The 21,270-nt window shown below is 73.2% G+C and carries 20 protein-coding genes; 13 read left to right on the forward strand and 7 right to left on the reverse strand.

Translation table 11 applies throughout. The features are described from left to right. Nucleotides 1-94 precede the first annotated feature (94 nt). Together BKA22_RS08835 and BKA22_RS08840 are read left to right on the forward strand one after the other, a co-directional pair. Nucleotides 95-760, forward strand: a complete 666-nt coding sequence (locus BKA22_RS08835) for a DUF6803 family protein (RefSeq protein WP_146953233.1) — start codon at nucleotides 95-97, stop codon at nucleotides 758-760. 57 nt (nucleotides 761-817) lie between these two features. Next, nucleotides 818-1,486, forward strand: a complete 669-nt coding sequence (locus BKA22_RS08840; protein WP_146953232.1) for a suppressor of fused domain protein — start codon at nucleotides 818-820, stop codon at nucleotides 1,484-1,486. Nucleotides 1,487-1,493: 7 nt separating this feature from the next. Here the strand turns inward: BKA22_RS08840 and BKA22_RS08845 are convergent, their stop codons facing one another. Then, nucleotides 1,494-2,795: an ATP-binding protein gene (locus BKA22_RS08845; protein WP_223203607.1), complete on the reverse strand. Its 1,302-nt coding sequence runs from the start codon at nucleotides 2,793-2,795 to the stop codon at nucleotides 1,494-1,496. A 219-nt stretch (nucleotides 2,796-3,014) separates the two neighbouring features. Between BKA22_RS08845 and BKA22_RS08850 the strand changes: the two genes are divergently transcribed. From BKA22_RS08850 to BKA22_RS08860, 3 genes are all read left to right on the forward strand, one after another. Continuing rightward, a complete protein-coding gene (locus BKA22_RS08850) occupies nucleotides 3,015-4,250 on the forward strand; it encodes an alpha/beta hydrolase family protein (RefSeq protein ID WP_146953231.1) in 1,236 nt (411 codons plus the stop codon). Then, complete coding sequence (locus BKA22_RS08855; RefSeq protein ID WP_223203606.1) at nucleotides 4,247-5,485, forward strand: alpha/beta fold hydrolase; 1,239 nt, start codon at nucleotides 4,247-4,249, stop codon at nucleotides 5,483-5,485. Before BKA22_RS08850 ends, BKA22_RS08855 begins: the two co-directional genes overlap by 4 nt. A gap of 120 nt (nucleotides 5,486-5,605) precedes the next feature. Then, on the forward strand, nucleotides 5,606-6,064 hold the full coding sequence (locus tag BKA22_RS08860) for a GatB/YqeY domain-containing protein (RefSeq protein WP_146953230.1): 459 nt from the start codon (nucleotides 5,606-5,608) through the stop codon (nucleotides 6,062-6,064). 74 nt (nucleotides 6,065-6,138) lie between these two features. Here the strand turns inward: BKA22_RS08860 and BKA22_RS08865 are convergent, their stop codons facing one another. Both BKA22_RS08865 and BKA22_RS08870 read right to left on the reverse strand, forming a co-directional pair. After that, nucleotides 6,139-7,851 carry a glycosyl hydrolase family 18 protein gene (locus tag BKA22_RS08865; RefSeq protein ID WP_146953229.1) on the reverse strand — a complete coding sequence of 571 codons (1,713 nt, stop codon included), beginning with the start codon at nucleotides 7,849-7,851 and terminating at the stop codon, nucleotides 6,139-6,141. Between the two features lie 238 nt (nucleotides 7,852-8,089). After that, nucleotides 8,090-8,737, reverse strand: a complete 648-nt coding sequence (locus BKA22_RS08870) for a hypothetical protein (protein ID WP_146953228.1) — start codon at nucleotides 8,735-8,737, stop codon at nucleotides 8,090-8,092. 282 nt (nucleotides 8,738-9,019) lie between these two features. Between BKA22_RS08870 and BKA22_RS08875 the strand changes: the two genes are divergently transcribed. From BKA22_RS08875 to BKA22_RS08885, 3 genes are all read left to right on the forward strand, one after another. Further along, nucleotides 9,020-9,934 (forward strand): hypothetical protein, encoded by a 915-nt coding sequence (locus tag BKA22_RS08875; protein WP_146953227.1) that lies wholly within the window; start codon nucleotides 9,020-9,022, stop codon nucleotides 9,932-9,934. A gap of 53 nt (nucleotides 9,935-9,987) precedes the next feature. Then, entirely contained in the window at nucleotides 9,988-10,710 is a 723-nt protein-coding gene (locus tag BKA22_RS08880) for a hypothetical protein (protein ID WP_146953226.1), read from the forward strand. A 71-nt stretch (nucleotides 10,711-10,781) separates the two neighbouring features. Beyond that, nucleotides 10,782-11,489: a hypothetical protein gene (locus BKA22_RS08885; RefSeq protein ID WP_146953225.1), complete on the forward strand. Its 708-nt coding sequence runs from the start codon at nucleotides 10,782-10,784 to the stop codon at nucleotides 11,487-11,489. A 59-nt stretch (nucleotides 11,490-11,548) separates the two neighbouring features. Here BKA22_RS08885 and BKA22_RS08890 read toward each other — a convergent pair whose 3' ends face one another. Next, nucleotides 11,549-12,175 (reverse strand): TetR/AcrR family transcriptional regulator, encoded by a 627-nt coding sequence (locus BKA22_RS08890; RefSeq protein ID WP_146953224.1) that lies wholly within the window; start codon nucleotides 12,173-12,175, stop codon nucleotides 11,549-11,551. A gap of 59 nt (nucleotides 12,176-12,234) precedes the next feature. Between BKA22_RS08890 and BKA22_RS08895 the strand changes: the two genes are divergently transcribed. After that, a complete protein-coding gene (locus BKA22_RS08895; protein ID WP_146953223.1) occupies nucleotides 12,235-13,722 on the forward strand; it encodes an aldehyde dehydrogenase family protein in 1,488 nt (495 codons plus the stop codon). Nucleotides 13,723-13,787: 65 nt separating this feature from the next. Here BKA22_RS08895 and BKA22_RS08900 read toward each other — a convergent pair whose 3' ends face one another. Continuing rightward, complete coding sequence (locus BKA22_RS08900) at nucleotides 13,788-14,516, reverse strand: type 1 periplasmic-binding domain-containing protein (RefSeq protein ID WP_223203605.1); 729 nt, start codon at nucleotides 14,514-14,516, stop codon at nucleotides 13,788-13,790. Between the two features lie 206 nt (nucleotides 14,517-14,722). Here BKA22_RS08900 and BKA22_RS08905 point away from each other — a divergent pair, with 206 nt between their 5' ends. From BKA22_RS08905 to BKA22_RS08915, 3 genes are all read left to right on the forward strand, one after another. Continuing rightward, nucleotides 14,723-15,970, forward strand: a complete 1,248-nt coding sequence (locus BKA22_RS08905; protein WP_146953222.1) for a HupE/UreJ family protein — start codon at nucleotides 14,723-14,725, stop codon at nucleotides 15,968-15,970. A gap of 163 nt (nucleotides 15,971-16,133) precedes the next feature. Next, nucleotides 16,134-18,134: a purple acid phosphatase family protein gene (locus BKA22_RS08910; RefSeq protein WP_146953221.1), complete on the forward strand. Its 2,001-nt coding sequence runs from the start codon at nucleotides 16,134-16,136 to the stop codon at nucleotides 18,132-18,134. A 138-nt stretch (nucleotides 18,135-18,272) separates the two neighbouring features. Continuing rightward, complete coding sequence (locus BKA22_RS08915; RefSeq protein ID WP_146953220.1) at nucleotides 18,273-19,361, forward strand: WxL protein peptidoglycan domain-containing protein; 1,089 nt, start codon at nucleotides 18,273-18,275, stop codon at nucleotides 19,359-19,361. A gap of 25 nt (nucleotides 19,362-19,386) precedes the next feature. Here the strand turns inward: BKA22_RS08915 and BKA22_RS08920 are convergent, their stop codons facing one another. After that, a complete protein-coding gene (locus tag BKA22_RS08920; RefSeq protein ID WP_146953219.1) occupies nucleotides 19,387-19,707 on the reverse strand; it encodes a DUF1905 domain-containing protein in 321 nt (106 codons plus the stop codon). A 110-nt stretch (nucleotides 19,708-19,817) separates the two neighbouring features. Between BKA22_RS08920 and BKA22_RS08925 the strand changes: the two genes are divergently transcribed. Continuing rightward, complete coding sequence (locus BKA22_RS08925) at nucleotides 19,818-20,438, forward strand: dihydrofolate reductase family protein (protein WP_146953218.1); 621 nt, start codon at nucleotides 19,818-19,820, stop codon at nucleotides 20,436-20,438. 182 nt (nucleotides 20,439-20,620) lie between these two features. Here the strand turns inward: BKA22_RS08925 and BKA22_RS08930 are convergent, their stop codons facing one another. After that, complete coding sequence (locus BKA22_RS08930; RefSeq protein WP_146953217.1) at nucleotides 20,621-21,256, reverse strand: hypothetical protein; 636 nt, start codon at nucleotides 21,254-21,256, stop codon at nucleotides 20,621-20,623. Nucleotides 21,257-21,270 lie beyond the last annotated feature (14 nt).

Raw genomic sequence — 21,270 nt, forward strand, 5'->3', positions numbered from 1 at the left:
GAACCTTCATCGGACCGGAGCCGCGCCTGGTCCGGAGCCTCACACGCTGGTGTCGGCGCCGGGTGGGCCGGCCGCCGCCGACGAAGGAGCCACGATGGTCGCCACAGCACCCAGCCCGACAGCGGGCGTCGTCCGTCCCGGCGTGCGACGGGAGGTGCGCGTCGGTCTGGTCGCCGTCGTCAGCCTGGTGATCGTCGCGATCGCCCTCCTGCTGCCGGTGTGGCCCGCGGGGGACGACATGGGTTCCACCCACTACATGGGTCTGCTCGCCGCGAACCAGCCGTGGAACCTGCTGCTGTTCATGGCGGTTCCTGTCATCGCGGCGGAGACGATCGCCGTGACGGAGCTCGTGATCCTCTTCAGCCCGCAGCGGGCGGGTCGCGCCGTGCGGGCGCTGAACCGCTACGCCGGACTGATCGGCGGCTTCTACTTCCTCGGCGTCTTCGTGTACCTGATGAAGCACGCCGTGGTCCCGCTGATGACTGATGGTGGCTGGCGCGGGCCGGCCGATGTCATCGCGGTCGGGTTCTACCTGCTGGGTGTCGTGCCGCTGTTCGGGATGGCCCTCATGGAGGCCCGGGTCCTCGGTGAAGCCTGGGACGATCAGCGCCGGCTGAAGGTCCACGCCACGTTGGTCGGGCTCTTCCTCGTCGTCGCGCACGTCGCGATGATCACCGGGATGCTCGACCCGACGGTGCTCGGCTGGCAGCCCACGCATGCCATGGAGGACGGCTCGCAGATGGCAGGCATGAACCACTGACGGGACGCCCGGCAGGTCAGCGGCCGAGCACGCTCCCCACGGCAGGAGGATGGCGCCATGCGCCTGCCCTGGAACCGCCACCGGCCCGCCACCACCGAGCCGGCCCCACCCGATGACCTCGAGGAGCACGCGCCCGGCTGGGACGCCATCACGGCGGCGATGGTGGGGGTGCACGGCGGGCCGGAGCGGCGGCACGTCGGCTTCCCGCCGGGTGTCGCGTTCGGCAGTCCGCTCCAGGGTGCGTCCGTCTACGACGCCGGTGACCACTGGCACTACGTGACGTACGGGTTGAGTGAGCTGTTCGCCCCCGCCCCGGACGCCGCCCCGGACGTCTCGGGCTGGGGCCTCGAGCTGACGATGCGTGTCGTCCGCGGTGCCGACGACGCGCCGCCCGAGTGGCCGTTCGGGATGCTGGCCGCGCTCGCGGCGCACGTGCGGGAGACAGGGTGGGTCCCCGAGCACGGGAGCCGCCTGGACATGCAGTCGCCGATCACCGGGTACCCGTGGAACCGCGCGAGCGTCCCGACGGGTCTGACGGTGTTCGCGTTCGTCGTCGACGGGCCGCTGGGTCGGATCGCCACACCGCACGGGTCGGTGACGTTCGTGCAGGCCGTGGGGGTGACCGAGCAGGAGCGGGCGCTGATGGCGCAGTCCACGACGGACGAGGTGCTCGCGACGCTGCCGCAGGCGGCGGGCCTGCCCGTGACGGACCCTGGCCGCGCCTGAGCCCGCCTCACGGTCCCAGCAGCCCCAACGGAACGACAGCGATGCCGTCGGGGCGCCGGTAGGCGGTAGGCCCGGTGGACAGCACGACCGAGTCGAGCAGGTCATCGCCGATCTGCTCCCGCAGCCAGTGCAGGTGCCGGACGTCCTTGTCGTCGACGGTTCCCGCCAACTTCACCTCGAACGCGATGACGCGACGGTCGTCGCGCTCGACGATGAGGTCGACCTCGTGCCGCCCGTCCTGTGTGCGCAGGTGGCCGACGCTCGCCCCTGCGGACTCGGCGAACACCCGGACCGACAGGGTCGCGAGCGACTCGAAGAGCGCACCGAGGAACGTGCCGTCGCGAGGGAGCAGGTCCGTGCCGCTGCCGTCCAGCAGGTCGGCCCGGCTCGCGCCGACCAGGCGCGCGGCCAGCGCCGGGTCGGCGAGGTGGTGCTTGGGACCTTGGGTGAGGCGGTGCAGGTGGTTGCGGCTGGGCACCCACGCCTCGAGGTCGTCGAGGATGCGCAGCCGGGTCAGCACGTCGACGTAACGGATGGTGGTCGTCTTGGCTGGTTTGGCGTCCTGCCCGGCGGATGCCGCATCCCGGATCCGATCCGAGGACGCAGTGGTGGATGTCGCCGCGGCATACGCGCGTAGCCAGGCGCGGACGGTCGCGGGACGCCGGACGCGGAGCCCCGCCTCCTCCATGTCGGCATCGATGACACGCGCGAGATACCCGTCGAGCTGGGCCCGGAGCGCTCGTCCCGTCAGGTGCTGGAAGCCGGGGAACCCCGAGGTCAGGATCTGCTCCGTGTACTGGGCAAGGTCCAGTTCCGTGGCGCCGCGGATCGGCGGCTTCTCTCCCGCAAGAAGCGAGGCGAGAGACACGGTCGGTCGGCTGGCGCCCCGTTCGGGAAGCGTCAGGGGGCGCATGCGGATCGCAGTGATGCGTCCTGCCCCGGAGTGGGTCGCGGCGGCCGGGGCGGAGCCCGTGAGCAGGAAGCGACCCGGTGTCATGCCGTCGTCGGCGGCAGCCTTGACGGCATCCCACAGCTCAGGGACGCGGTGCCACTCGTCCAGCAGAACGGGCGACTCCCCGTCCAGGGCGAGCTCGGGGTCTGCCTCGGCCACGGCTCGCTCGCGGGCCCGGTCGAGCCGCCGCACCGTGCGGGCGCGCTGGAGCGCGGTCGCGGTCTTGCCGACCGCCTTCGGGCCGTCGAGGTACACGGCCGGCAGAGCAGGCAGAAGCGCGTCCAGCGTGTCGTCGACGACGCGCCTGACGTATCCGTGCTGGAAGGGCCCCGGGTCGGGTGTCGCGGTGTCTGGCACGGACTGAACGCTACCGTTCGTGCACTTTGAACGCTACCGTTCACACATCTTGGACGCTACTGTCCACGCACCTTGGACGCTACCCTTCACGCATCCCTCCGGGCCTGACCTCTCACCGAACGGTGAGGCGCGGTTCGCACGCCGACTTGCGGATCGTGCCGTCCCCCCAAGACTCGTCTCAGGTTGCGGGAAGTTCCCGCAGGAGCCAGCCGGGGGGCAATGGTGTCGAACCGCAAGGTGTATCTCAGCGGGTTCTTCTCAGGCGACCGCGACTACGTCGTGCGCTCGTTGCTCGGGAAGGCCGGCCGTGGCGGCTCCGAGCCGGGCGAGGTGCTGGCGACGATCGCGGGCCTCGGCGAGCACGACGACGGTGTGTGGTTCGAGGCCTGGTCGGCACTGGGCGCACGGGTCGCGGGGATCGCGGCCGGGTGCGCGCAGGCGGGGCACCGGGTGAGTGCGGCGCGTGCGTACCTGCGGGCGGCGAACTACCTGGCGGTGGCGGTCGACGTGGCGAGCGCCCTGGACGACGACGCGAAGGTCCGGGCGGCGTTCGATGCGCACCGTGCCGCGTGGGAGGGGTTCGTCGCCAGCACCCGCTGGCCCGTCGAGCGGGTGGCGATCCCGTACGAGGGGTCGACGTTGCCGGGGTGGTTCTTCCACCCGGACGACGCCGGGGATCCTCGGCCGACCCTGATCGTCAACAACGGCAGCGACGGCGCACTGAGCGGGTTGTGGTCGGAGGCGGCCGAGGGTGCGCTCGAGCGCGGGTACGGCGTGCTGCTGTTCGACGGTCCGGGTCAGCAGTCGGTGTTCTTCGAGCGCGGCGTGCCGTTCCGGTACGACTGGGAGGCGGTGCTCACGCCGGTGGTGGACACGGTCCTCGCCCGGCCGGACGTCGACCCGGGTCGGCTCGCCGTGTACGGGATCAGCCAGGCCGGGTACTGGGTGAGCCGGGCGCTGGCGTTCGAGCACCGGGTCGCAGCGGCGGTCCTGGACGGCGGGGTCGTGGACGTCGCCCGCAGCTGGACGTCGCAGATCCCGCACTCGCTGATGGAGCTGTACCGCAAGGGCGAGGTCGCGAAGTTCGAGCGTGACATGAGCATCGGGATGAAGCTCCCGGGCGGCAGGGCGACGCTGGCGAACTGGAACTTCCGTGCCCGCCCGTACGGGACCACGGGGTTCGCCGCCACGCTCGACGAGGTGTCGAGGTACACGGTCGAGCAGGTGGCCGCGCAGGTCGACACCCCGGTCTTGATCACGTCGCCGGAGCGCGAGCAGTTCTTCCCGGGGCAGTCGAAGGAGCTCGCGGCGCTGATCCCCGGGGCGCAGCTGCTGGAGCTCACCGAGGCCGAGGGTGCCTCGTTCCACTGCCAGCCGCTGGCCCGTGAGCTGACGGAGCAGCGGATGTTCGACTGGCTGGACGAGCGGCTCGCGACCGGCGTCCACGCGCGGTGACCGACCGGCCCGACCGGGCGCCGGGACCGGCGACCTCGCGGCGTCGGCTGCTGGTCCTGTCGGCGGCGCTGGTGGTCGCGGCGCTCGGCACGCTCGTCGCTGCCGAGGGCGTTCGCATCGCCGGCGACGCGAAGGAGCGGTCCGGGCTCGAGGAGTTCTACGCCCAGCCGGCCGGCGCGGCCGATGGCGAGCCGGGGACGCTCGTGAAGAGCGAGGAGCTGGTCGGCGCCCCGCTCGACGCACGGGCCTGGCGGGTCATGTACCGGTCGACGGACCTGTCTGGGGCGCCGGTCGTCGTCACGGGGGTGGTGGTCACGCCGCTCGGGGCGGCGCCGGCGGCTGGTCGCACGGTGCTCGCCTGGGGTCACCCGACGACCGGCTCGGCTCCGGGGTGCGCGCCGTCGCGTGCGTTCGACCCGTTCCTCGGGATCGAGGGGCTGCGCCTGATGCTCGACCGCGGCTACACCGTCGTCGCGACCGACTACCTCGGCATGGGCACCGACGGACCCGACTCGTACCTGGTGGGGGAGACCGCCGCACGCTCGGTGCTCGACGCCGTCCGAGCGGCCCAGCACCTCCCCGACGCGCACGCGGGCGACGGGGTCGTGCTGTGGGGTCACTCGCAGGGCGGGCAGGCCGTCCTCTTCGCGGCGGAGCAGGCACCGCGGTACGCGCCCGAGCTGCGGATCGAGGCCGTGGCGACCGCGGCACCCGCCGCGGACCTGACGGCCCTGGTGCGCTCGCACCTGGACGACATCTCCGGGGTGACCATCGGCGCCTACGCGTTCACCGCGTTCAGCGAGGTCTACGGCCCGACGACCCCGGGTGCTGCGCTCGCGGACGTCCTCACGCCGAGCGCGCTGCGGGTGGTCCCGCAGATGACGAGCCTGTGCCTGCTGAGCAGCCTCGACGAGCTGCACCGGATCGGCACCCCGCTGGTCGGCGACTTCGTGCAGGGGGACCCGACGACCACCGAACCCTGGGCGACCCTTCTGGCGGAGAACTCGGCGGGTCGCACGGCCTTCGACGCGCCGCTGCTCATCGCCCAGGGAGCCGACGACGAGCTCGTCCTGCCGGCGGACACGGCGGCCTTCGCCGCGCACGAGCGCGCACTGGGCATCGACGTCTCGGAGGTCACGGTCGACCACGCGACGCACGCGACCATCGCCTACCTGGCGCTCCCGACGCTGGACCGCTGGCTCGACGAGCACGTGCCGGCTTCCGGCCGAGGCTGACGCCCGGCGGCCCCGGCCCGGCGTGGATCGCGGAGATCCGCCCCGCTCCGGAGGGGCTCGCGGCGGCGTCCCGGGGATATCCAGACGCCCCCGATCCCGCAGACCCGGCACCATGGACCCATGAGCACCGACACCCTCGCCCAGCTGACCTCCGACCTGACGACCGCCATGAAGGCCCGCGACGCCGACCGCGTCAGCGTGCTGCGGCAGGTCATCGGTGCGGTGCGGGCCGAGGCGAAGGCCGGGACCGTCGAGAAGGAGCTCACCGAGGAGGACGTCCTCAAGGTGCTCACGCGCGAGGTGAAGAAGCGCCGCGACTCCGCGCAGATCTACACTGACGCCGGTGCCCCGGAGCGCGCCGAGCTCGAGGCCCGGGAGGCCGACGCGATCGAGACGTACCTGCCGGCGCGGCTCTCGCAGGACGAGCTGACGGCGCTCGTGCAGCAGGTCGTGACCGACCTGGGGGCGAGCAGCATCCGCGACATGGGTGCGGTCATGAAGGAGGCGACCGCCCGTGCAGCGGGTGCCGCGGACGGCAAGGCGCTCTCGGCGCTGGTCCGGGCCGCGCTGCAGGGCTGAGCGCGCCGGCGACGGCGAACGGGGTGGGGTGCGCACGACACGCACCCCACCCCGTTCGGTCGTCCAGGGACGGGCTAGCTGCCCAGCCCTGAGCTGATCGCGCTGATCAGCTCACCGTTCGACGTGTCACCGGACAGCTCCCAGAAGAACGCCCCGCCCAGGTCGTTCTGGTTGGCGTAGCTCATCTTCCCGGCGATGGTCGCCGGGGTGTCGTAGCTCCACCACTGGCCGTTGCAGAAGCCGTAGGCGGTGCCGCCGACCGTGCCGGTGGCCGGGCAGGTGTTCTTGAGGACCTTGTAGTCCTCGATGCCGGCCTCGTACGTGCCGGGTGCGGCACCTGTCGCGGAGCCGCCGGGTGCCGCCTGGGTGACGCCCGTCCAGCCGCGGCCGTAGAAGCCGATGCCGAGCAGCAGCTTGTCCGAGGGGATGCCCAGGGAGGTGAGCTTGTCGATCGCCGTGTCGCTGTCGAAGCCGGCGATCGGCTGGTTCGCGTACGACGTCAGCGGCGAGTGCGGTGCGGTCGGCCCGGTGGGGTTGAACGCGCCCGCGTAGTCGTAGGTCATCGGCATGAAGAAGTCGACGGACGAGGCGGCACCCGCGTAGTTCGCCGCGTCGATCTTGCCGCCCGAGGTGCCGTCGGCGGTGATCGCCGAGGTCACCAGGTCGGTGCCGAACGCCGAGCGCAGGGCGCGCATGAGGTTCGGGTAGGCCTCACGACCGGAGGTGTCGCACGCGACGCCGCACCCGTTCGGGTACTCCCAGTCGATGTCGATGCCGTCGAACACGTCGGCCCACCGCGGGTCCTCGACCAGGGTCCGGCAGGACGCCGCGAAGGCGGCGGGGTCGGCCGCGGCCTGCGTGAAGCCGCCCGACCAGGTCCAGCCGCCGAACGACCAGATGACCTTCAGGCCCGGGTGCATGGCCTTGAGCTTGCGCAGCTGGTTGAAGTTGCCGCGCAGGGTCGCGTCCCAGGTGTCCGCGACGCCGTCGACGCTCTGGTCGGCCGTGTACGCCTTGTCGTAGTCGGCGTAGGAGTCGCCGATCGTGCACTTGCCGTTCTGGACGTTGCCGAACGCGTACACGATGTGGGTCAGCTGGTCTGCGGAGCCCGAGGTCTCGATGTTCTTGACCTGGTAGTTGCGGCCGTAGATGCCCCACTCGGTGAAGTAGCCGACCACGCGCCCCGTGCCGTCACCCGGCGTGCTCGGGGTCGTCGGGTCCGTGGTGGGCTGCGTCGTCGGCTGCGTGGTGGGGTCGGTCGTCGGGTCGGTGGGGTCGGTCGTGCCGGTGCACGCGCCCTGGTCGGCCCAGACGCCCGAACCACCCGAGACGCCGGGCTCCTCGCCCTGAGTCCACCACTTGGCCGTCCAGGTGTGCTCGGCGTGCGAGACGAGCGCGCCGCCGGTGTAGGTGGCGGTCGCGCTCCAGAGGTCGGCGGTGCAGGCCGCCGGGTCGCTCGGGTCGCTCGGGTCGCTCGGATCGCTCGGATCGGTCGGGGTGGTGCCGGTGCACGCGCCCTGGTCGCGCCAGACGCCCCACTCGCCGGTGGTGCCGGGCTGCTCGCCCTGCGTCCACCAGCCGGCCTTCCAGGTGTGGCCGCCGGACACGACGACGGCTCCGCCCGTGTACACCGCGTCGGCGGACCAGGCCTCGCCGGTACAGGTGGCGGCGACTGCGGTCGCGGCGGGTGCCGTGCCCGACGCCTGCGCGTCGAGCGCGCCGGCGACCGGCACGATCGTGACGAACGCCAGTGCTGCTGCGGTCAGTGCTGCTCGGATCCTTCTCATCGACCCCTCGTTCTCTGTGTGGGTGCGCACCGGCGCTGGCCGGTGCCCGGGCTCCGTCGCCCGGTTCGCACGCGTGGCTCGGGTCGGACCACGGGACCTGGTCGGTCCGCGGCCCTCACGTCAGGGCTCTGCTGGTCACCTTCCTGTGGCCGGTCGGGGACACCCGGCGGGCGAGGCCGTCGGGGGCACGGGGCACCGCCCCAGGTGCGGTGCACGCGGATCCGTCACCGCTCAGGGGTCACTGCTCCCCGGTCGCCCAGGCGGCGCCGGCGATGCGGGAGCCGAGCCCGTCGAACGACCAGCGGTCCACGACGAGCACGGCACCCCCGGGGGCGTCCGGCAGGGACCACTGGGTCTGCGGGACGCTCAGCTGGACCTCGCCCTCGGCGCTCGCGCAGGCGACCTCGAACGTGGAGAGCGTGCCGTCGACGCCGTCGATGACGATCTCGGTGACCTGCGGCTGCCCGTCGCCGGCCTGAGGGGTCAGCCCGTTCGGGCAGCCGGTGCCGTCCTGCGTGTACGCCTGCGACCCGTCGAAGCCGGCGGCGATCGCCTCGCCCTGCAGCACGGCGAACGTGGGGCACGCCTGGCCGTGGGAGCACCCTGCGGCCTGCACGAGGGTGATGCCGTCGGCGGACTCCCCGACCTGCCAGTAGTCCGGGACGCCCAGGAGCAGCGGGCCGACGGTCGCGCGGACGTCGGTCCCCGCCTGCGTGCCCGCCGCCGTGCTCGGGGAGGCGTCGGCCGGCGCCGTGCTGGTCGCCGCGTCGTCGGCGGTGCCGTCGCTCGTGCAGCCGGAGAGCAGGACGGACGACAGCGAGACGGCGATGACGGCGAGGGCGACCGACGCTCGTCGGCGCGTGGAGGGGGCGGTGCTGGTCGTCATCGGGTTCCTTCCGGAGCGCCGGGAGGCGTTCGGGTCGCGCGATCCAGGGGCCCTGGGATCTGGACAAATCGGACGTGACCCATGGTTGCGGCGACCGCCGCCCAGGTCAGCCCTCCTGTGTGCGGAGTTTGTGAAGATGACATACAAATCCCCGCTCGCGAGGTCGCCGGCCGCGCGGAAGCCCGTTGTCCACAGGTCCGCCGGCGTACGAGCAGGCGATCTGGCTAGCCTCCGGATCGCTGCCGCGACGGCCGTCGTCGTAGCCAGGAGGGGGTGGTCCGGGTGGTCGAGCACGCGGGGGTCGAGGTCGACAGCGACGAGCTGCGGTACGCGGGCAACCGCCTGCTCGAGGTCTCGGACACCGTCCTGCGGGCGGGCACCACCGACCTCTGCGTCCGCACCGATCGCTGGGGCTCCGCCGCGGCGCGTGCTTGGCGCGCAGAGGATGGGTGCATGTCCGTGACTTCTGAGTACGACGGGGCTCTGGTCGGGGACCTGCTGTCCTGGGCGGCCGACGACTGGACCGACGCTGCCGGCGTGGTCTCGGTCGCGCTCGGTTCGGGGAGTCGTGACCCGCAGGTGCTGCGGGACCTGTCTCTCGGGCTGCTCGTCCACGTCGTCGCCAACGGCCTGGCGGTCATCGGTGAGATCGGGTCGGGGCGGCACGTCCCGTGGCCGGGCACGTCGGCCGAGACGCTTCTGCGCGCGGTGCGGGACTGGGTGCAGTTCCCGACGCCCCGTGTGAGCGGCAGCGGTCTGTTCTGGCTGGACGCGACACCGGAGGGCGAGGCGATCGGTCGGTCGCTGTGGGGTCGTACGCAGCTCTCCGACGAGGAGGATCTCGCGGAGACATCGGGCCCGCCGCTTCCTGCCCGATGGTCGACCGCGCCGACACTGCGCGACGAGGTGATCCGCCGGGGCGCCGAGGGGCCGCTCCCGGCGCACGTGCTCGTGCATGTGGCTTCGGGCGGGGGCGTCAGTGCCGAGGAGGGGGTCCAGGTGCTGGCGCTCGGCCTGCTCGCCCACCTCGTCGCGTTGGGGTCGCTCGTGCTGGGAGACCGGAGGGACGGTCGGTTCGCGCCGTGGGAGGGCACGCCCGCCGAGGCGATGCTGCGCGTCGGACGGAGCTGGCTGGTCCCGGACGGTGTGCCGTCGACGAGGGAGACGACGTGGTTCCAGGTCACCCCCCGGTGCTGAGGCCCGTCGGGTCCGGCAGTGCGTCATCGGTTCCTGAGTCCGATCGCACCCTCGTGGAGGACGTGCTGGCGCAAGGGGCAGAGGACTGGGTGCACGCGCCGCAGCTGCTCGACATCGCGGGGTGCGCGGGGGGCGTTCGCGCGGAGGTGTGGCGCGACGTCGCGATCGGCCTGCTCGCCCGGCTCGTTGCTGACGGGCTGATCACGATCGGCTGGGTGACCGAGGGGCGGCACCGTCCGTGGGGCGGCACTCAGGGCGAGGCGGTGCTGCGGCTCGCCCGGGAGTGGTCATCGCGGCCGAGTCCGTTCGTCCGGGCCGGTGACCTCTTCTGGCTCGCGGTCACGCCCGCCGGAGACGCGATCGGTCGCGCGGTGTGGGCAAGGGAGGATCCCGCCTCGGAGGACGACGAGTTCGACGGGGCGGCCGTTCCGCGCCCTGTGCCGCGACCTGGCGAGCCGGGCCTCGGCGACGAGGTCCTCGCCCTCGGCAGCTCGCGGCTCCTGCGGCCAGGTGACTTGCTCGATGCTGCCTCTCGATCAGGTGTGGCGGGGCAGGAGTCACGTGAGCTGCTCGCGCTCGGGGTGCTTGCGGGCCTCGTGGCGGCCGGGCGCGTCCGGATGGGTGAGGTGGCAGCCGAGAGCTTCGTCGCGTGGCAGGTCCCGCCTGCTGATGCGCTGCTTCGCGTCGCACGGCTGTGGTCGGCGTCCGAGGCCGGTGATCGATCGGCCGCAGCCGGAGTCTGGGTTCGGGTCGAGAACGGCGCCGAGTCGCCGTGAGGGCAGCATCACGAGCGTGGCCGGCGCGCGGAGACGAGCCCTCGTCCGTGCCTTCGGAGTTCGATACGGCCTTGGTCGACGAGACGCTGGCCGAGGCGGCCGACGACTGGCTCGACGCTGCCGGCGTGCTCTCGGTCGCGCTCGGTTCGGGGAGTCGTGACCCGCAGGTGCTGCGGGACCTGTCTCTCGGGCTGCTCGTCCACGTCGTCGCCAACGGCCTGGCGGTCATCGGTGAGATCGGGTCGGGGCGGCACGTCCCGTGGCCGGGCACGTCGGCCGAGACGCTTCTGCGCGCGGTGCGGGACTGGGTGCAGTTCCCGACGCCCCGTGTGAACATCAGCGACCTCTTCTGGCTGGAGGCGACACCGGAGGGTGAGGCGATCGGTCGGTCGCTGTGGGGTCGTGCGGAGCTCTCCGACGAGGAGGACCTGGCGGAGACGTCAGGGCCCCCTCTGCCTGACCACTGGTCGACGGCGCCGACACTCCGCGACGAGGTGATCCGCCGGGCCGCCCAGGGTCCGCGCCCGGTCCAGGAGTTCGTGCGGGTGGCAGCGGAGGGAGGGGTCGATACGCATGAGGCGGTCCAGGTGCTGGCGCTCGGCATGGTGGCCCATCTCGTCGCGCTGGAGTCGCTCGTGCTCGGCGACCAGCGGGACGGCCGGTTCGTGCCGTGGGCCTGCACTCCCGCCGAGGCGCTGCTGCGCGTGGGACGCGGCTGGCTGTCGCCGGGGGAGGACCCGTCGGGGGCGGGCGCGGTCTGGTTCCTCGTGACGGCGTAGCGACGGGCGATCCGGGCCCTGGTCGCCAGGTCGAGCGGACCGCCGTGCCGGCGCGGGTCTCAGCGCGTGGCGGCCAGCGCGAGCATCCGGGCGGCCGCCAGTGCCCCGGTCGAGGTGCTCGGGTCCGTGCCGGACGTCCCGGCCGCGGTCGTGAGCGACGCCGGGTTGTCGGCGGCGTCCCTGTCCGTGCTCCAACGGTCCACGAGGGGTGCGAGGACCGCGCCGATCACCAGGTCGGCGAACACGTCGCGGTCGAGGCCGTCGGCGAGCTCGTCCCGCGCGGCGGCGCGGTCGAGGATCGTCGCGATGTGCGTGCGGGTCAGGCCGAACACCGCCTCGTGCAGGGTGCGGGCGAGCTCGGGGTCGTGCGCGGACTGGCCGACGAGCGAGACGAGGGCGATCCCCGTCTCGCCGGCGACGGCCGCGTGCTTCTGCTGCAGGAGCGAGGTGAGGTCGCCGGTCAGCGAGCCGGTGTCGGCCGGGTGCAGCGCCTGCTCGGCGAGCCGGGTGGCGGCCTCGGCGACCAGCGCGTGCTTGGACGGCCAGCGGCGGTAGAGCGAGGCGGTCGAGGCGCCGGCGCGGCGGGCGACAGCGGCCGTCGTCAGGCGCGCGTAGCCGACCTGGACGAGCTCGGTGACGGCGGCCTCGATCAGGGCCTGGTCCAGCTGGGGGTCGGGGGAGCGCACGGAACCCAGCCTAATGCCGAAACGAAACGCTTTCGTTTCACTTCGGGTACCGTGGCCGCATGACGGCGACGACGCAGCACGCGGACCAGCAGGCGGACCGGCACGCGGACCCGAGCACGGGCAGCACGAGCAGTGCCGACATCCCCACGACCGTGGCCGACCTCCGTGCGGCGTTCGACCGCGGGACCACCCGCCCGCTCGCCTGGCGCCGCGCCCGGCTGCGAGCCCTGCGGCAGATGCTCCGCGACCGCGGCGGCGAGATCGAGGCCGCCCTGCACGCGGACCTGCACAAGAGCCGCACCGAGGCCCAGCTCACCGAGATCGGCGTCCTGCTGACCGAGATCGACCACACCCTGCGGCACCTGGACCGCTGGGCCCGTCCTCGCCGGGCGCGGCTGCCGCTCTCGTTCCTGCCCGCGACCGCTCGGCTCGTCCCCGAGCCTCTCGGGGTCGTGCTGGTGATCGCCCCCTGGAACTACCCGGTCCAGCTGCTGCTCTCGCCGCTGGTCGGTGCGCTCGCGGCGGGCAACGCGGTCGTGCTCAAGCCCAGCGAGCTCGCGCCGCACACCTCCGCGCTGCTCGCCCGGATCGTGCCCGAGCACCTGGGCGCGGACGCCGTCCGGGTGGTCGAGGGTGGTGTCCCGGAGACGACCGAGCTGCTCCGGGAGCGGTTCGACCACATCGTCTACACCGGCAACGGCCGGGTCGCCCGGATCGTCCTGCGGGCCGCCGCCGAGCACCTCACGCCCGTCACGCTCGAGCTCGGCGGCAAGTCGCCGGTCTGGTTCGACGACGACGCGCACCTCGACGAGGCGGCCCGGCGCATCGCGTGGGCCAAGTTCGTCAACGCCGGGCAGACCTGCATCGCCCCCGACTACGTGCTGACCACCCCCGACCGGGTCGGTCCGCTCACCGAGGCGCTGCACCGGGCCGTCCGCGAGATGTGGGGCGCCGACCCCTCGGCGAGCGAGGACTACGGGCGGATCGTCGACGGGCGTCAGCACGCGCGGCTCGTCTCCCTGCTCGAAGGCGCGCACGTCGCGTTCGGCGGGACGCACGATGCCGGCAGCCGTTACCTCGCACCGACCGTGCTGCACGTCCCGGCCGAGGCTCGCGGGGCCCGACCGGGGGACCCGGACGCCCCGGCACGCGCGATGCGCGAGGAGATCTTCGGACCGCTGCTGCCGATCGTGGCCGTCGACTCGGTCGAGGACGCCATCGCCTACGTCAACGCCGGGGACAAGCCGCTCGCGCTCTACCTGTTCTCGGGCTCGCGGCGTCGCCGTGCGGAGGTCGTGGCACGCACGTCCTCGGGAGCGGTCGGCATCGACGTCGCGCTGCTGCACGCCGGCGCGGCCGGGCTGCCGTTCGGCGGGGTGGGGCCCAGCGGGACGGGCGCGTACCACGGGGAGGCCTCGTTCCGGACGTTCAGCCACCTCAAGCCCGTGCTGCACAAGCCGCTGCGGCCCGACACGCTGCGGTTCGTGCAGCCGCCGTTCGGCGAGCGCGGGCGCGAACTCGCCCGGCGGATGGTCCGGCTCGGCTGAGCTCGTGGTGTCGCCGAACGGCGACATGGGAGAGCGCGAGCGCTGACGGCGGTGCGACCTGAGCGTCAGTCGACCCAGACCACGACGCCCGTGACGCCGCCGAGCACCGCCGCGACGCCCGCACGCAGGGCCGTCGCGCAGCGCTCGGGCGTGAACGAGTCCGGGTCGTAGGTCGAGGCCGACCCGAGGCCCTCGCCACGGAACGACGCCCCCGACCAGTCGGCCGCGGTCACGTTGCCCGTCGGCTCGGCGATCTCCGCGCCGACGACGAGGAACTGCTGGTCCAGGTGGTTCGCACTGACCACGGCGAGCGGGTCGACGAGGTCGTCCCCGGCGCTGATCACCAGGTCCCCGCGCAGGGCGACGGCCTCGGCGATGCTCGGCACGAGGTCGTCGGGGTCCTCGGCGACGATCGTGCGCAGGTCGACGTCCTCCGCCTGCGCCCAGTCCTGCACCGCCGTGACCAGGGCCTGCGTCGGGGCGTCGTCGCCGGAGGTCACCAGGACGACGCGGTAGCCCTCGCGCGGTCCGATCGCGTCCCAGGAGCCGGGCTCGGGGACGATCGTCGCCTCGGGGGAGGGCGTGGAGTCGGGGGCGACGAACCCGACGGCGAGCGCGCCGACCGCGACCGGGCCGGGGTGCGGCTGCGACCAGTCGGACCCGGAGGCGCAGCCGGCGAGCAGTGCGAGGCCGAGGGTCAGCGCGGCGCCGACGGGCAGGGCGACCGCGCGTGCCGTGCTGGTGGGCGTGCTGGCCGACGGTCCGGCGGGCGTGCGGGTGGGGCGGGGTCGCACGGGTCGTCCTCCGGACGGGTGGGGGCGTGGGCGCGGCAAGGCTTCTTCCTACCCCACCGGACCGGGCGGTCGAGGCGTCGCAGCAGGTCGGGCGCCGATCGTTCCGCGCGAGTTCGCCGACGGTCCGCCGCTCGTTCACGCGGCTCGGACAGATTGCGGCAGACCGACCCGGAACGGACCGGTCGGACAGACCGCCGAGGAGACCGATGTCGCGCCCCGCCCGCCCGCCCGCCCGCGAACGATCCGAGCGGCCGCCGGTGCTGGTGCGGGTTCTGGTCCCGCTCGGGCTGCTGCTCGGCGCGGTGCTCACGCTCGTCGCCGGACCCGCCTCCGCGCACGGGTTCACCTCGGTCGTGTACGTCGACGTGAGCGCGCCCGAGCCGGGCCGGGTGCGCACGCAGGTCGGGCTCGAGTACGACCTGCTCGTCGTGTCGGCAGCCGACGCACAGGGCGACGACCCGCTGTTCCAGGACGGCACGGCCGCGTTCGAGAGCGGTGACGCGGACGAGCAGGCCGACGCCCTGCAGGCCCACGCCCGCACCGTGCTCGACTACGTCACCGAGCGGTTCACGGTGGCCTCCGGCGACCGGTCGTGCGCGCCCGTGCAGGTCGGGGACGTGCAGGTCACCGAGCGGGACGGCGTGCCGTACGCGGTGCTCACGCTCGACCACACGTGCGACGCGTCCGACGGTGCGCACGAGATCACCAGCACGCTGTTCGGCGACGCCGAGGGCTACGTGACCGGGACCCGCACCGTGGTCACGTACACGCTCGACGGACGCTCGGGCAGTGCGGCGCTCGACGGCGCGCACCCGACGTTCTCGACCGAGCAGGCGTGGACCGAGCGGTTCGTGGAGTTCTTCCGGCTCGGCGCCGAGCACCTGCTGACCGGGACCGACCACATCCTGTTCCTGCTCGCCGTCATCGCCGGGTCGCGCCGGCTGCGCGAGATCGTGCTGGCCGCCACGGCGTTCACCGTCGCGCACTCGGTGACGTTCGTGATCGCCGCCACCGGGCTCGTGCACGTGCCCGGGAACGTCGTCGAGCCGATCATCGCGCTGTCCATCGCGGTCGTCGCCGGCGGTCACCTGTGGCGGCTGCGCGAGCAGGGTGCGCAGGCCACCGACCTCGGGACGGGCGGCCCGCTGGGGCTCGACCGGCCCGGCCTGGTGCGGCTCGGCGTCGTGTTCGCCTTCGGGCTCGTGCACGGCCTCGGCTTCGCGGGGGCGCTCGGCATCGACGAACCGTGGTCGTGGCAGCTGCTGTGGTCGCTGCTCGTGTTCAACGTCGGCATCGAGGCCGTGCAGCTGGCGATCATCGCGCTCGTCTTCCCGGTGCTGGCCCTGCTGCGTCGACGCTCGCCGCGCGTCGGTCTGACCGCGACGGGCGTGATCGCCGGCGTCGTGACCGTCACCGGTCTCGTCTGGTTCGTGCAACGGCTCGGGGGCCTCTGAGCGCACGGCGGGAGCCCGACTCAGGTGTTCCGGCCTGCGCCACCCGATGGATCGTCCCTGTTCAGAGGCGGTTCACCCGGCGCGGTGAACGTGGGCCCGTTCGTCCCGGTTTGGCCCGATCGGCTCCGACACATCCCTCTGGCACGAAGAGAACGGACGGCGCATGTCCTCCAGCACGACAGCTCCACGTGAGCGTCACGACCGGCTCCCGGTGCGGCTCGCCGCACTGGCCGTCGGCACGGCCGTCGCCCTCGGCGGGTTCGCGGTCGCCCCGGCGACCGCCGCCGACACGGTGACGACCGCCGACGCGGCCACCCTCAGCGGCATCGTCCTCGGCGTCGGTGCCGACGAGTCCCAGCGCATCGTCACCTGGTACTCCTCGGCGGACACCGCCCAGGTCGTCCAGCTCGTCCCCACCGCCTCCCTCGTCGACGGCGCGTTCCCGGCCGACGCGGTCACCTACGCGGCCACCGGCGGCGCGAACATCGCCACCAGCGGCGGCTACAACCGGCACGCCGTCCTCACCGGTCTGCAGGAGGACACCGCCTACAGCTACCGCGTCGGTGCCGAGGGCGGCTGGTCGCAGGCCTACTCCTTCCGCACGCAGTCGTTCGAGGGGGACTACGACTTCCTCTTCTTCGGCGACCCGCAGATCGGCGCGTCGGGCGACGTCGCCAAGGACCAGGCGGGCTGGAAGGACACCCTCGACGTCGCGCTCGCGGCCAACCCGGACTCCGAGCTCCTCGTCTCCGGCGGCGACCAGGTCGAGACGGCGAACACCGAGGCGCAGTGGACCGCGTTCCTCGCCCCCGACAAGCTGCGCCAGTACCCGTGGGCGGCGACCATCGGCAACCACGACGTGGGCGGCAAGGCGTACGAGCAGCACCTGTACACGCCGAACACCGACCGCTCCGCCGCGCTGTACTCCAACGGCAACCCGACCTCGAACACCTCGGGCGGCGACTACTGGTACATCTACAAGGACGTCCTGTTCATCGACCTGAACAGCAACAGCTACGCCACCTCGCAGGGTGGCGGCGGTGACGACGCGCACGTCGCGTACGTGACCGACGTCGTCAACGCGCACGGTGCCGACGCCAAGTACACGGTGCTCGTCTACCACCACGCGATCTACTCGGCCGCGTCGCACGCCAAGGACTCCGACAACAAGGCGCGCCGCGTCGACTTCACGACCGCCTTCTCCGACCTGGGCGTCGACCTGGTGCTCCAGGGCCACGACCACGTCTACACGCGCAGCTACCTCATCAAGAACGGTGCGAAGGCCGACGCCGACGAGCAGCCCGGTGCCGCCGACGTGTACGCGGGCCCCGGCGGCGTGCTCTACGTGACCGCCGACACCGCCTCCGGCTCGAAGTACTACGACATCACCGCCCCGGACAGCAGCGGCACCTCGGGTGCCGGCAACGGCGCCGACCCGCTCGACGCCTCGCGCTACTGGTACAACTCGGTGCAGAACCAGGAGCACGTGCGCACCTACGTCAAGGTCCAGGTGCGCAACGACCAGCTGGTCGTGGAGAACATCCGCTCCGGCACGTGCGCGGCCCCGAACGCGGCGGTCGAGCTCAGCAAGGTCTCCTGGTGCGGCCCGGACTCCGGCGCGTCGGCGGCACAGCCGGTCGGCTCGGTCGTCGACTCGGTGACCGTGCACCCGTACCACGGCGACGGCCAGGAGATCCAGGTCGCCGTCCCCGAGGCGGCCCCCGGCGAGTTCGGCTGGACCATCGACGGCCACAACGGCCTGGTGGACCTCGGCACGGCCGTCGAGAAGGACGGCACGTACTTCGAGGCAGCCGGTCAGCTCAACGCGATCACCGTCTCCGACACGCGCCGCTCGCAGGCGCCGTGGTCCATCTCGGCCTCGGTCGGTGACTTCCGCGACGCGTCGAAGACGTTCCCCGGCTCGTACCTCGGCTGGACCCCGGCCGTCGTGCAGGCCGGTGCGGGTGCCCGGGCGGGCGGCTCGATCGGTTCCGGGTTCGACGGCGGCACGGGCCTGTCCGTCTCGTCCACGCTCGGCTACGCCGACCAGGGCCACGAGTCCGGCACCGCGCAGCTCGGTGCGGGCCTCGACCTGAAGATCCCCAGCGCCGTCGAGACCGGCAGCTACCGCGCGACGCTGACGATCACCGCCCTGAGCAGCTGATCCCGGCGTCCCTCTGACCGGTGGTGCGGGTGCGGGCCGGCACCCGCACCACCGGTCTCCCCTGCTTCTGCTGGACCCCTGCCCGGCCCCTGCCCGACCTGTGCCCGACCCGTGCTTCACCGATCGACCGAGGACCCGATGCGCGCGACCCACCACCGAACCCGTCCCACGTCCGCCCGTGCCGTCGTGGCCGCGCTTCTCGCCCTCGTGGCGTCCGGAGCCGTAGGGCTCGCGACCGGTGGACCGGCCGTCGCGGACGACGACGTGACGTGGGCGGTCCGCACGGCCTCCAACGCGTTCGGCTCCGACCGGACCGGGTACACCTACGGCGTCGATCCCGGCGCGTCCGTCGACGACGCGCTCGTCGTCGTCAACCACGGCGATGCCCCGCTCGAGCTGGCCGTGTACGCCGCCGACGGCTACACGACCGACTCCGGCCAGTTCGACATCCTCACCCGTGACCAGGAGTCCACCGCCGTGGGCGCGTGGCTGCAGGCGAGCACGGACACCGTCACCGTCGACCCGGGCGCGTCCGTCGAGGTCCCGTTCACGGTGACCGTCCCCGACGACGCGACGCCCGGCGACTACGCCGGCGGGGTCGTCACCTCGCTCGTGCAGGACGACGCCGCCGAGGGCATCACCGTCGACCGTCGGCTCGGCATCCGGGTCGACCTGCGGGTCGGCGGCGAGGTGCGGCCCGCGCTCGCGGTCGAGGACGTGCACGTGACCTACGACGGGACGGCCAACCCCGTGGGCACCGGCGACGCGACCGTGACCTACACGCTGCACAACACGGGCAACGCGACGGTGTCGGCACAGCAGGCGGTCGCGGTGACCGGGCCGGCCGGTCGGTTGCGTGCCGAGGCCGCGCGGGTCGCGGACCCGCCCGCGCTGCTGCCCGGTGAGCGTTGGACGGTCGAGGTGCCCGTCGCCGGGGTGGTCCCCGCGGTGCGCCTGGCCGCCGAGGTGACCGTGACCCCGCTGGTCACCGACGCGTCGGGCTCGACCACGACGCTCGACCCGGTCAGCGCCACCGGCCGGGCGTGGGCGGTGCCGTGGCTGCTGCTCGCGGTCGTCCTCCTGCTGGTCGCCGCCGCGCTCGGCCTGCCCCGTGTCCGGCGCCGGGCGCTGCGGCGGAGCGCGGCCCGCGAGGAGGCGCGCGTGCAGGAGGCGGTCGCGCAGGCTCTGCGCGAGCGCGAGCTCGCCGAGGCGGGCGACGGCCGCTGAGCCCTCCGGCGCCGGCCCGTGCTGGTCACCTGCGCGGACGCGACCTGCCGAACGGCTCGGGGACGTCGACCGTCAGGACGACGGTGATCTCGTCCCCGAGCTGCAGGTCCTCGGCCCGACGCACCGCGTCTTTCACCGGCACGAGGTAGTGCCCGTCCTTCGGGAAGAGCGAGGTGGTCCACCGGGTGCCCTCGACCTGGGCCGTCACGGGGATGACGCCCCAGCCGTAGCTGACCTGGGACGCGGCCGACCGCACGGCCGCCGACTCCTCCTCGGGCACGGTGACGAAGTGGTACGGCGACGGTCCACGCCAGTACCAGAGCTCGCCCGAGAACCGCAGGTCCATCGGATCAGCGTACGGAGCGGCACCCGGGACGTGCAGCCGGCCCGCAGATGCGGTCTGATCGTCCCGGGCGTCCGTGGCGTGCGGGCGCGACGACGGCACGGGAGGTCCTCATGGCCACGATCGTCTCCACCCTGTTCATCTCGCTCGACGGCGTCGTCGAGATCGACCCCGCCTGGCACTTCCCGTACTTCGACGAGCACATGGGCGCCGCCGTCACCGAGGACTACGAGGGCGCCGACGTGCTCCTGCTCGGCCGTGTCACGTACGACTCGTTCGCAGGCGCGTGGCCCGAGCGCGAGAGCGCAGGCGGGGTGGACGCCCCGTTCGCCGCCACGCTGGGCGACACCCGCAAGGTCGTCGCCACCCGCGGCCACCAGGAGCTCGGCTGGCGCAACGCCGAACGGCTGCACGGCGACCTCGTCGAGGCGGTCACCACGCTCGCCGCCGAGCCGGGTCTGAACAAGATCCTCGTGCCCGGGTCCATCTCGCTCGTGCGCCAGCTGCTGGCCGCCGGTGTGCTCGACGAGCTGCGCCTGCTCGTCCACCCCGTCGCCGCACGCAAGGGTGAGCGCCTGTTCGACGAGGGCGAGCCGATCTACCCCCTGCACCTGCTGCGGTCCGAGATCTTCCCGACCGGGGTCGTCCGGCTCGTCTACGCGCCCTCCGAGCTGCCGTCGGCCGCGACGTACGAGGACGTCACCGACAAGGTCCCTGGCGCGGGGCAGGGCTGATCGCTCACCGGCGCCCGATCACCGCTTGGTCACCGCCCGGACGAACCACACGACGCCGGCCACGATCGCGACGAGGATCAGCAGCACGACGAGGTGCCAGGGCTTCAGGACGGTCATGCGCCCACGCTAAGGCGCCATCCTCGGTGCTGGGGCCGGTTCGAGGAGCGTGCTGACCGGATCCGTCACGCGGGTGGTTCCGCGAACCACCCGCTCGGGGGTGGTGACGGCCGGCCGGCGTCGTCCGGGTCGACCGGCGGGTCGGGCTCCCACGGCCACAGCACGAGGGCCGTGGCGGCGGCCTCGGCGAGCGCCGCGGTCGGCAGCGTGTGCCGGCCCTCGGGCAGGCCGAGCTCGGGGTTGGCGACCACCACCACGAGATCCCCCGCGGGCGGGGCAGGTGACAACCAGAACGTCTGCCGGTAGGACCGGCCCCCTCCTCCGCCGCCGCTCTGGCTCAGCACGTAGGTAGCCTCACCGGGGCGGCGACCGAAGGAACGCGCCGGCCGTGCGACGACACGGGTGCCGTCCGCGAGCGCGACGCCGACCCAGGTCTGCTCGACCGCCTCCCAGAAGTCGCGGTGCCGGGTGCCGTCGTGACCTGCCACCCGCAGCCGGAGCTCCAGCTCCAGCTCGATGCCCGTCGAGTGCACGCGCGCACCGGCCAGGACGAGGGCGACGTCCTCGGTGCGGCTCAGCACGTGCACCCCGCCGATCTCGGCCCCGACCTCGTTCTCCGGGGGCTGGTACCGCGTGAGGTGGGCCTGCAGTTCCGCCGGGTCGTCCCCGTCCGACGCGAGAGCCATCGAGGAGAAGTGCATGGTCCGAGGGTCGC

It is taken from the genome of Cellulomonas soli (assembly GCF_013409305.1).
GTDB classification, from domain to species: Bacteria; Actinomycetota; Actinomycetes; order Actinomycetales; family Cellulomonadaceae; genus Cellulomonas; species Cellulomonas soli.

Bases quoted from the DNA above. Each gene is read 5' to 3' on its own strand.
- BKA22_RS08835 (WP_146953233.1), top strand. From the start codon at position 95: ATGGTCGCCACAGCACCCAGCCCGACAGCGGGCGTCGTCCGTCCCGGC.
- BKA22_RS08850 (WP_146953231.1), top strand. From the start codon at position 3,015: ATGGTGTCGAACCGCAAGGTGTATCTCAGCGGGTTCTTCTCAGGCGAC.
- BKA22_RS08895 (WP_146953223.1), top strand. From the start codon at position 12,235: ATGACGGCGACGACGCAGCACGCGGACCAGCAGGCGGACCGGCACGCG.
- BKA22_RS08840 (WP_146953232.1), top strand. From the start codon at position 818: ATGCGCCTGCCCTGGAACCGCCACCGGCCCGCCACCACCGAGCCGGCC.
- BKA22_RS08870 (WP_146953228.1), bottom strand. From the start codon at position 8,737: ATGACGACCAGCACCGCCCCCTCCACGCGCCGACGAGCGTCGGTCGCC.
- BKA22_RS08930 (WP_146953217.1), bottom strand. From the start codon at position 21,256: ATGCACTTCTCCTCGATGGCTCTCGCGTCGGACGGGGACGACCCGGCG.
- BKA22_RS08905 (WP_146953222.1), top strand. From the start codon at position 14,723: ATGTCGCGCCCCGCCCGCCCGCCCGCCCGCGAACGATCCGAGCGGCCG.
- BKA22_RS08910 (WP_146953221.1), top strand. From the start codon at position 16,134: ATGTCCTCCAGCACGACAGCTCCACGTGAGCGTCACGACCGGCTCCCG.
- BKA22_RS08915 (WP_146953220.1), top strand. From the start codon at position 18,273: ATGCGCGCGACCCACCACCGAACCCGTCCCACGTCCGCCCGTGCCGTC.
- BKA22_RS08920 (WP_146953219.1), bottom strand. From the start codon at position 19,707: ATGGACCTGCGGTTCTCGGGCGAGCTCTGGTACTGGCGTGGACCGTCG.
- BKA22_RS08865 (WP_146953229.1), bottom strand. From the start codon at position 7,851: ATGAGAAGGATCCGAGCAGCACTGACCGCAGCAGCACTGGCGTTCGTC.
- BKA22_RS08925 (WP_146953218.1), top strand. From the start codon at position 19,818: ATGGCCACGATCGTCTCCACCCTGTTCATCTCGCTCGACGGCGTCGTC.
- BKA22_RS08860 (WP_146953230.1), top strand. From the start codon at position 5,606: ATGAGCACCGACACCCTCGCCCAGCTGACCTCCGACCTGACGACCGCC.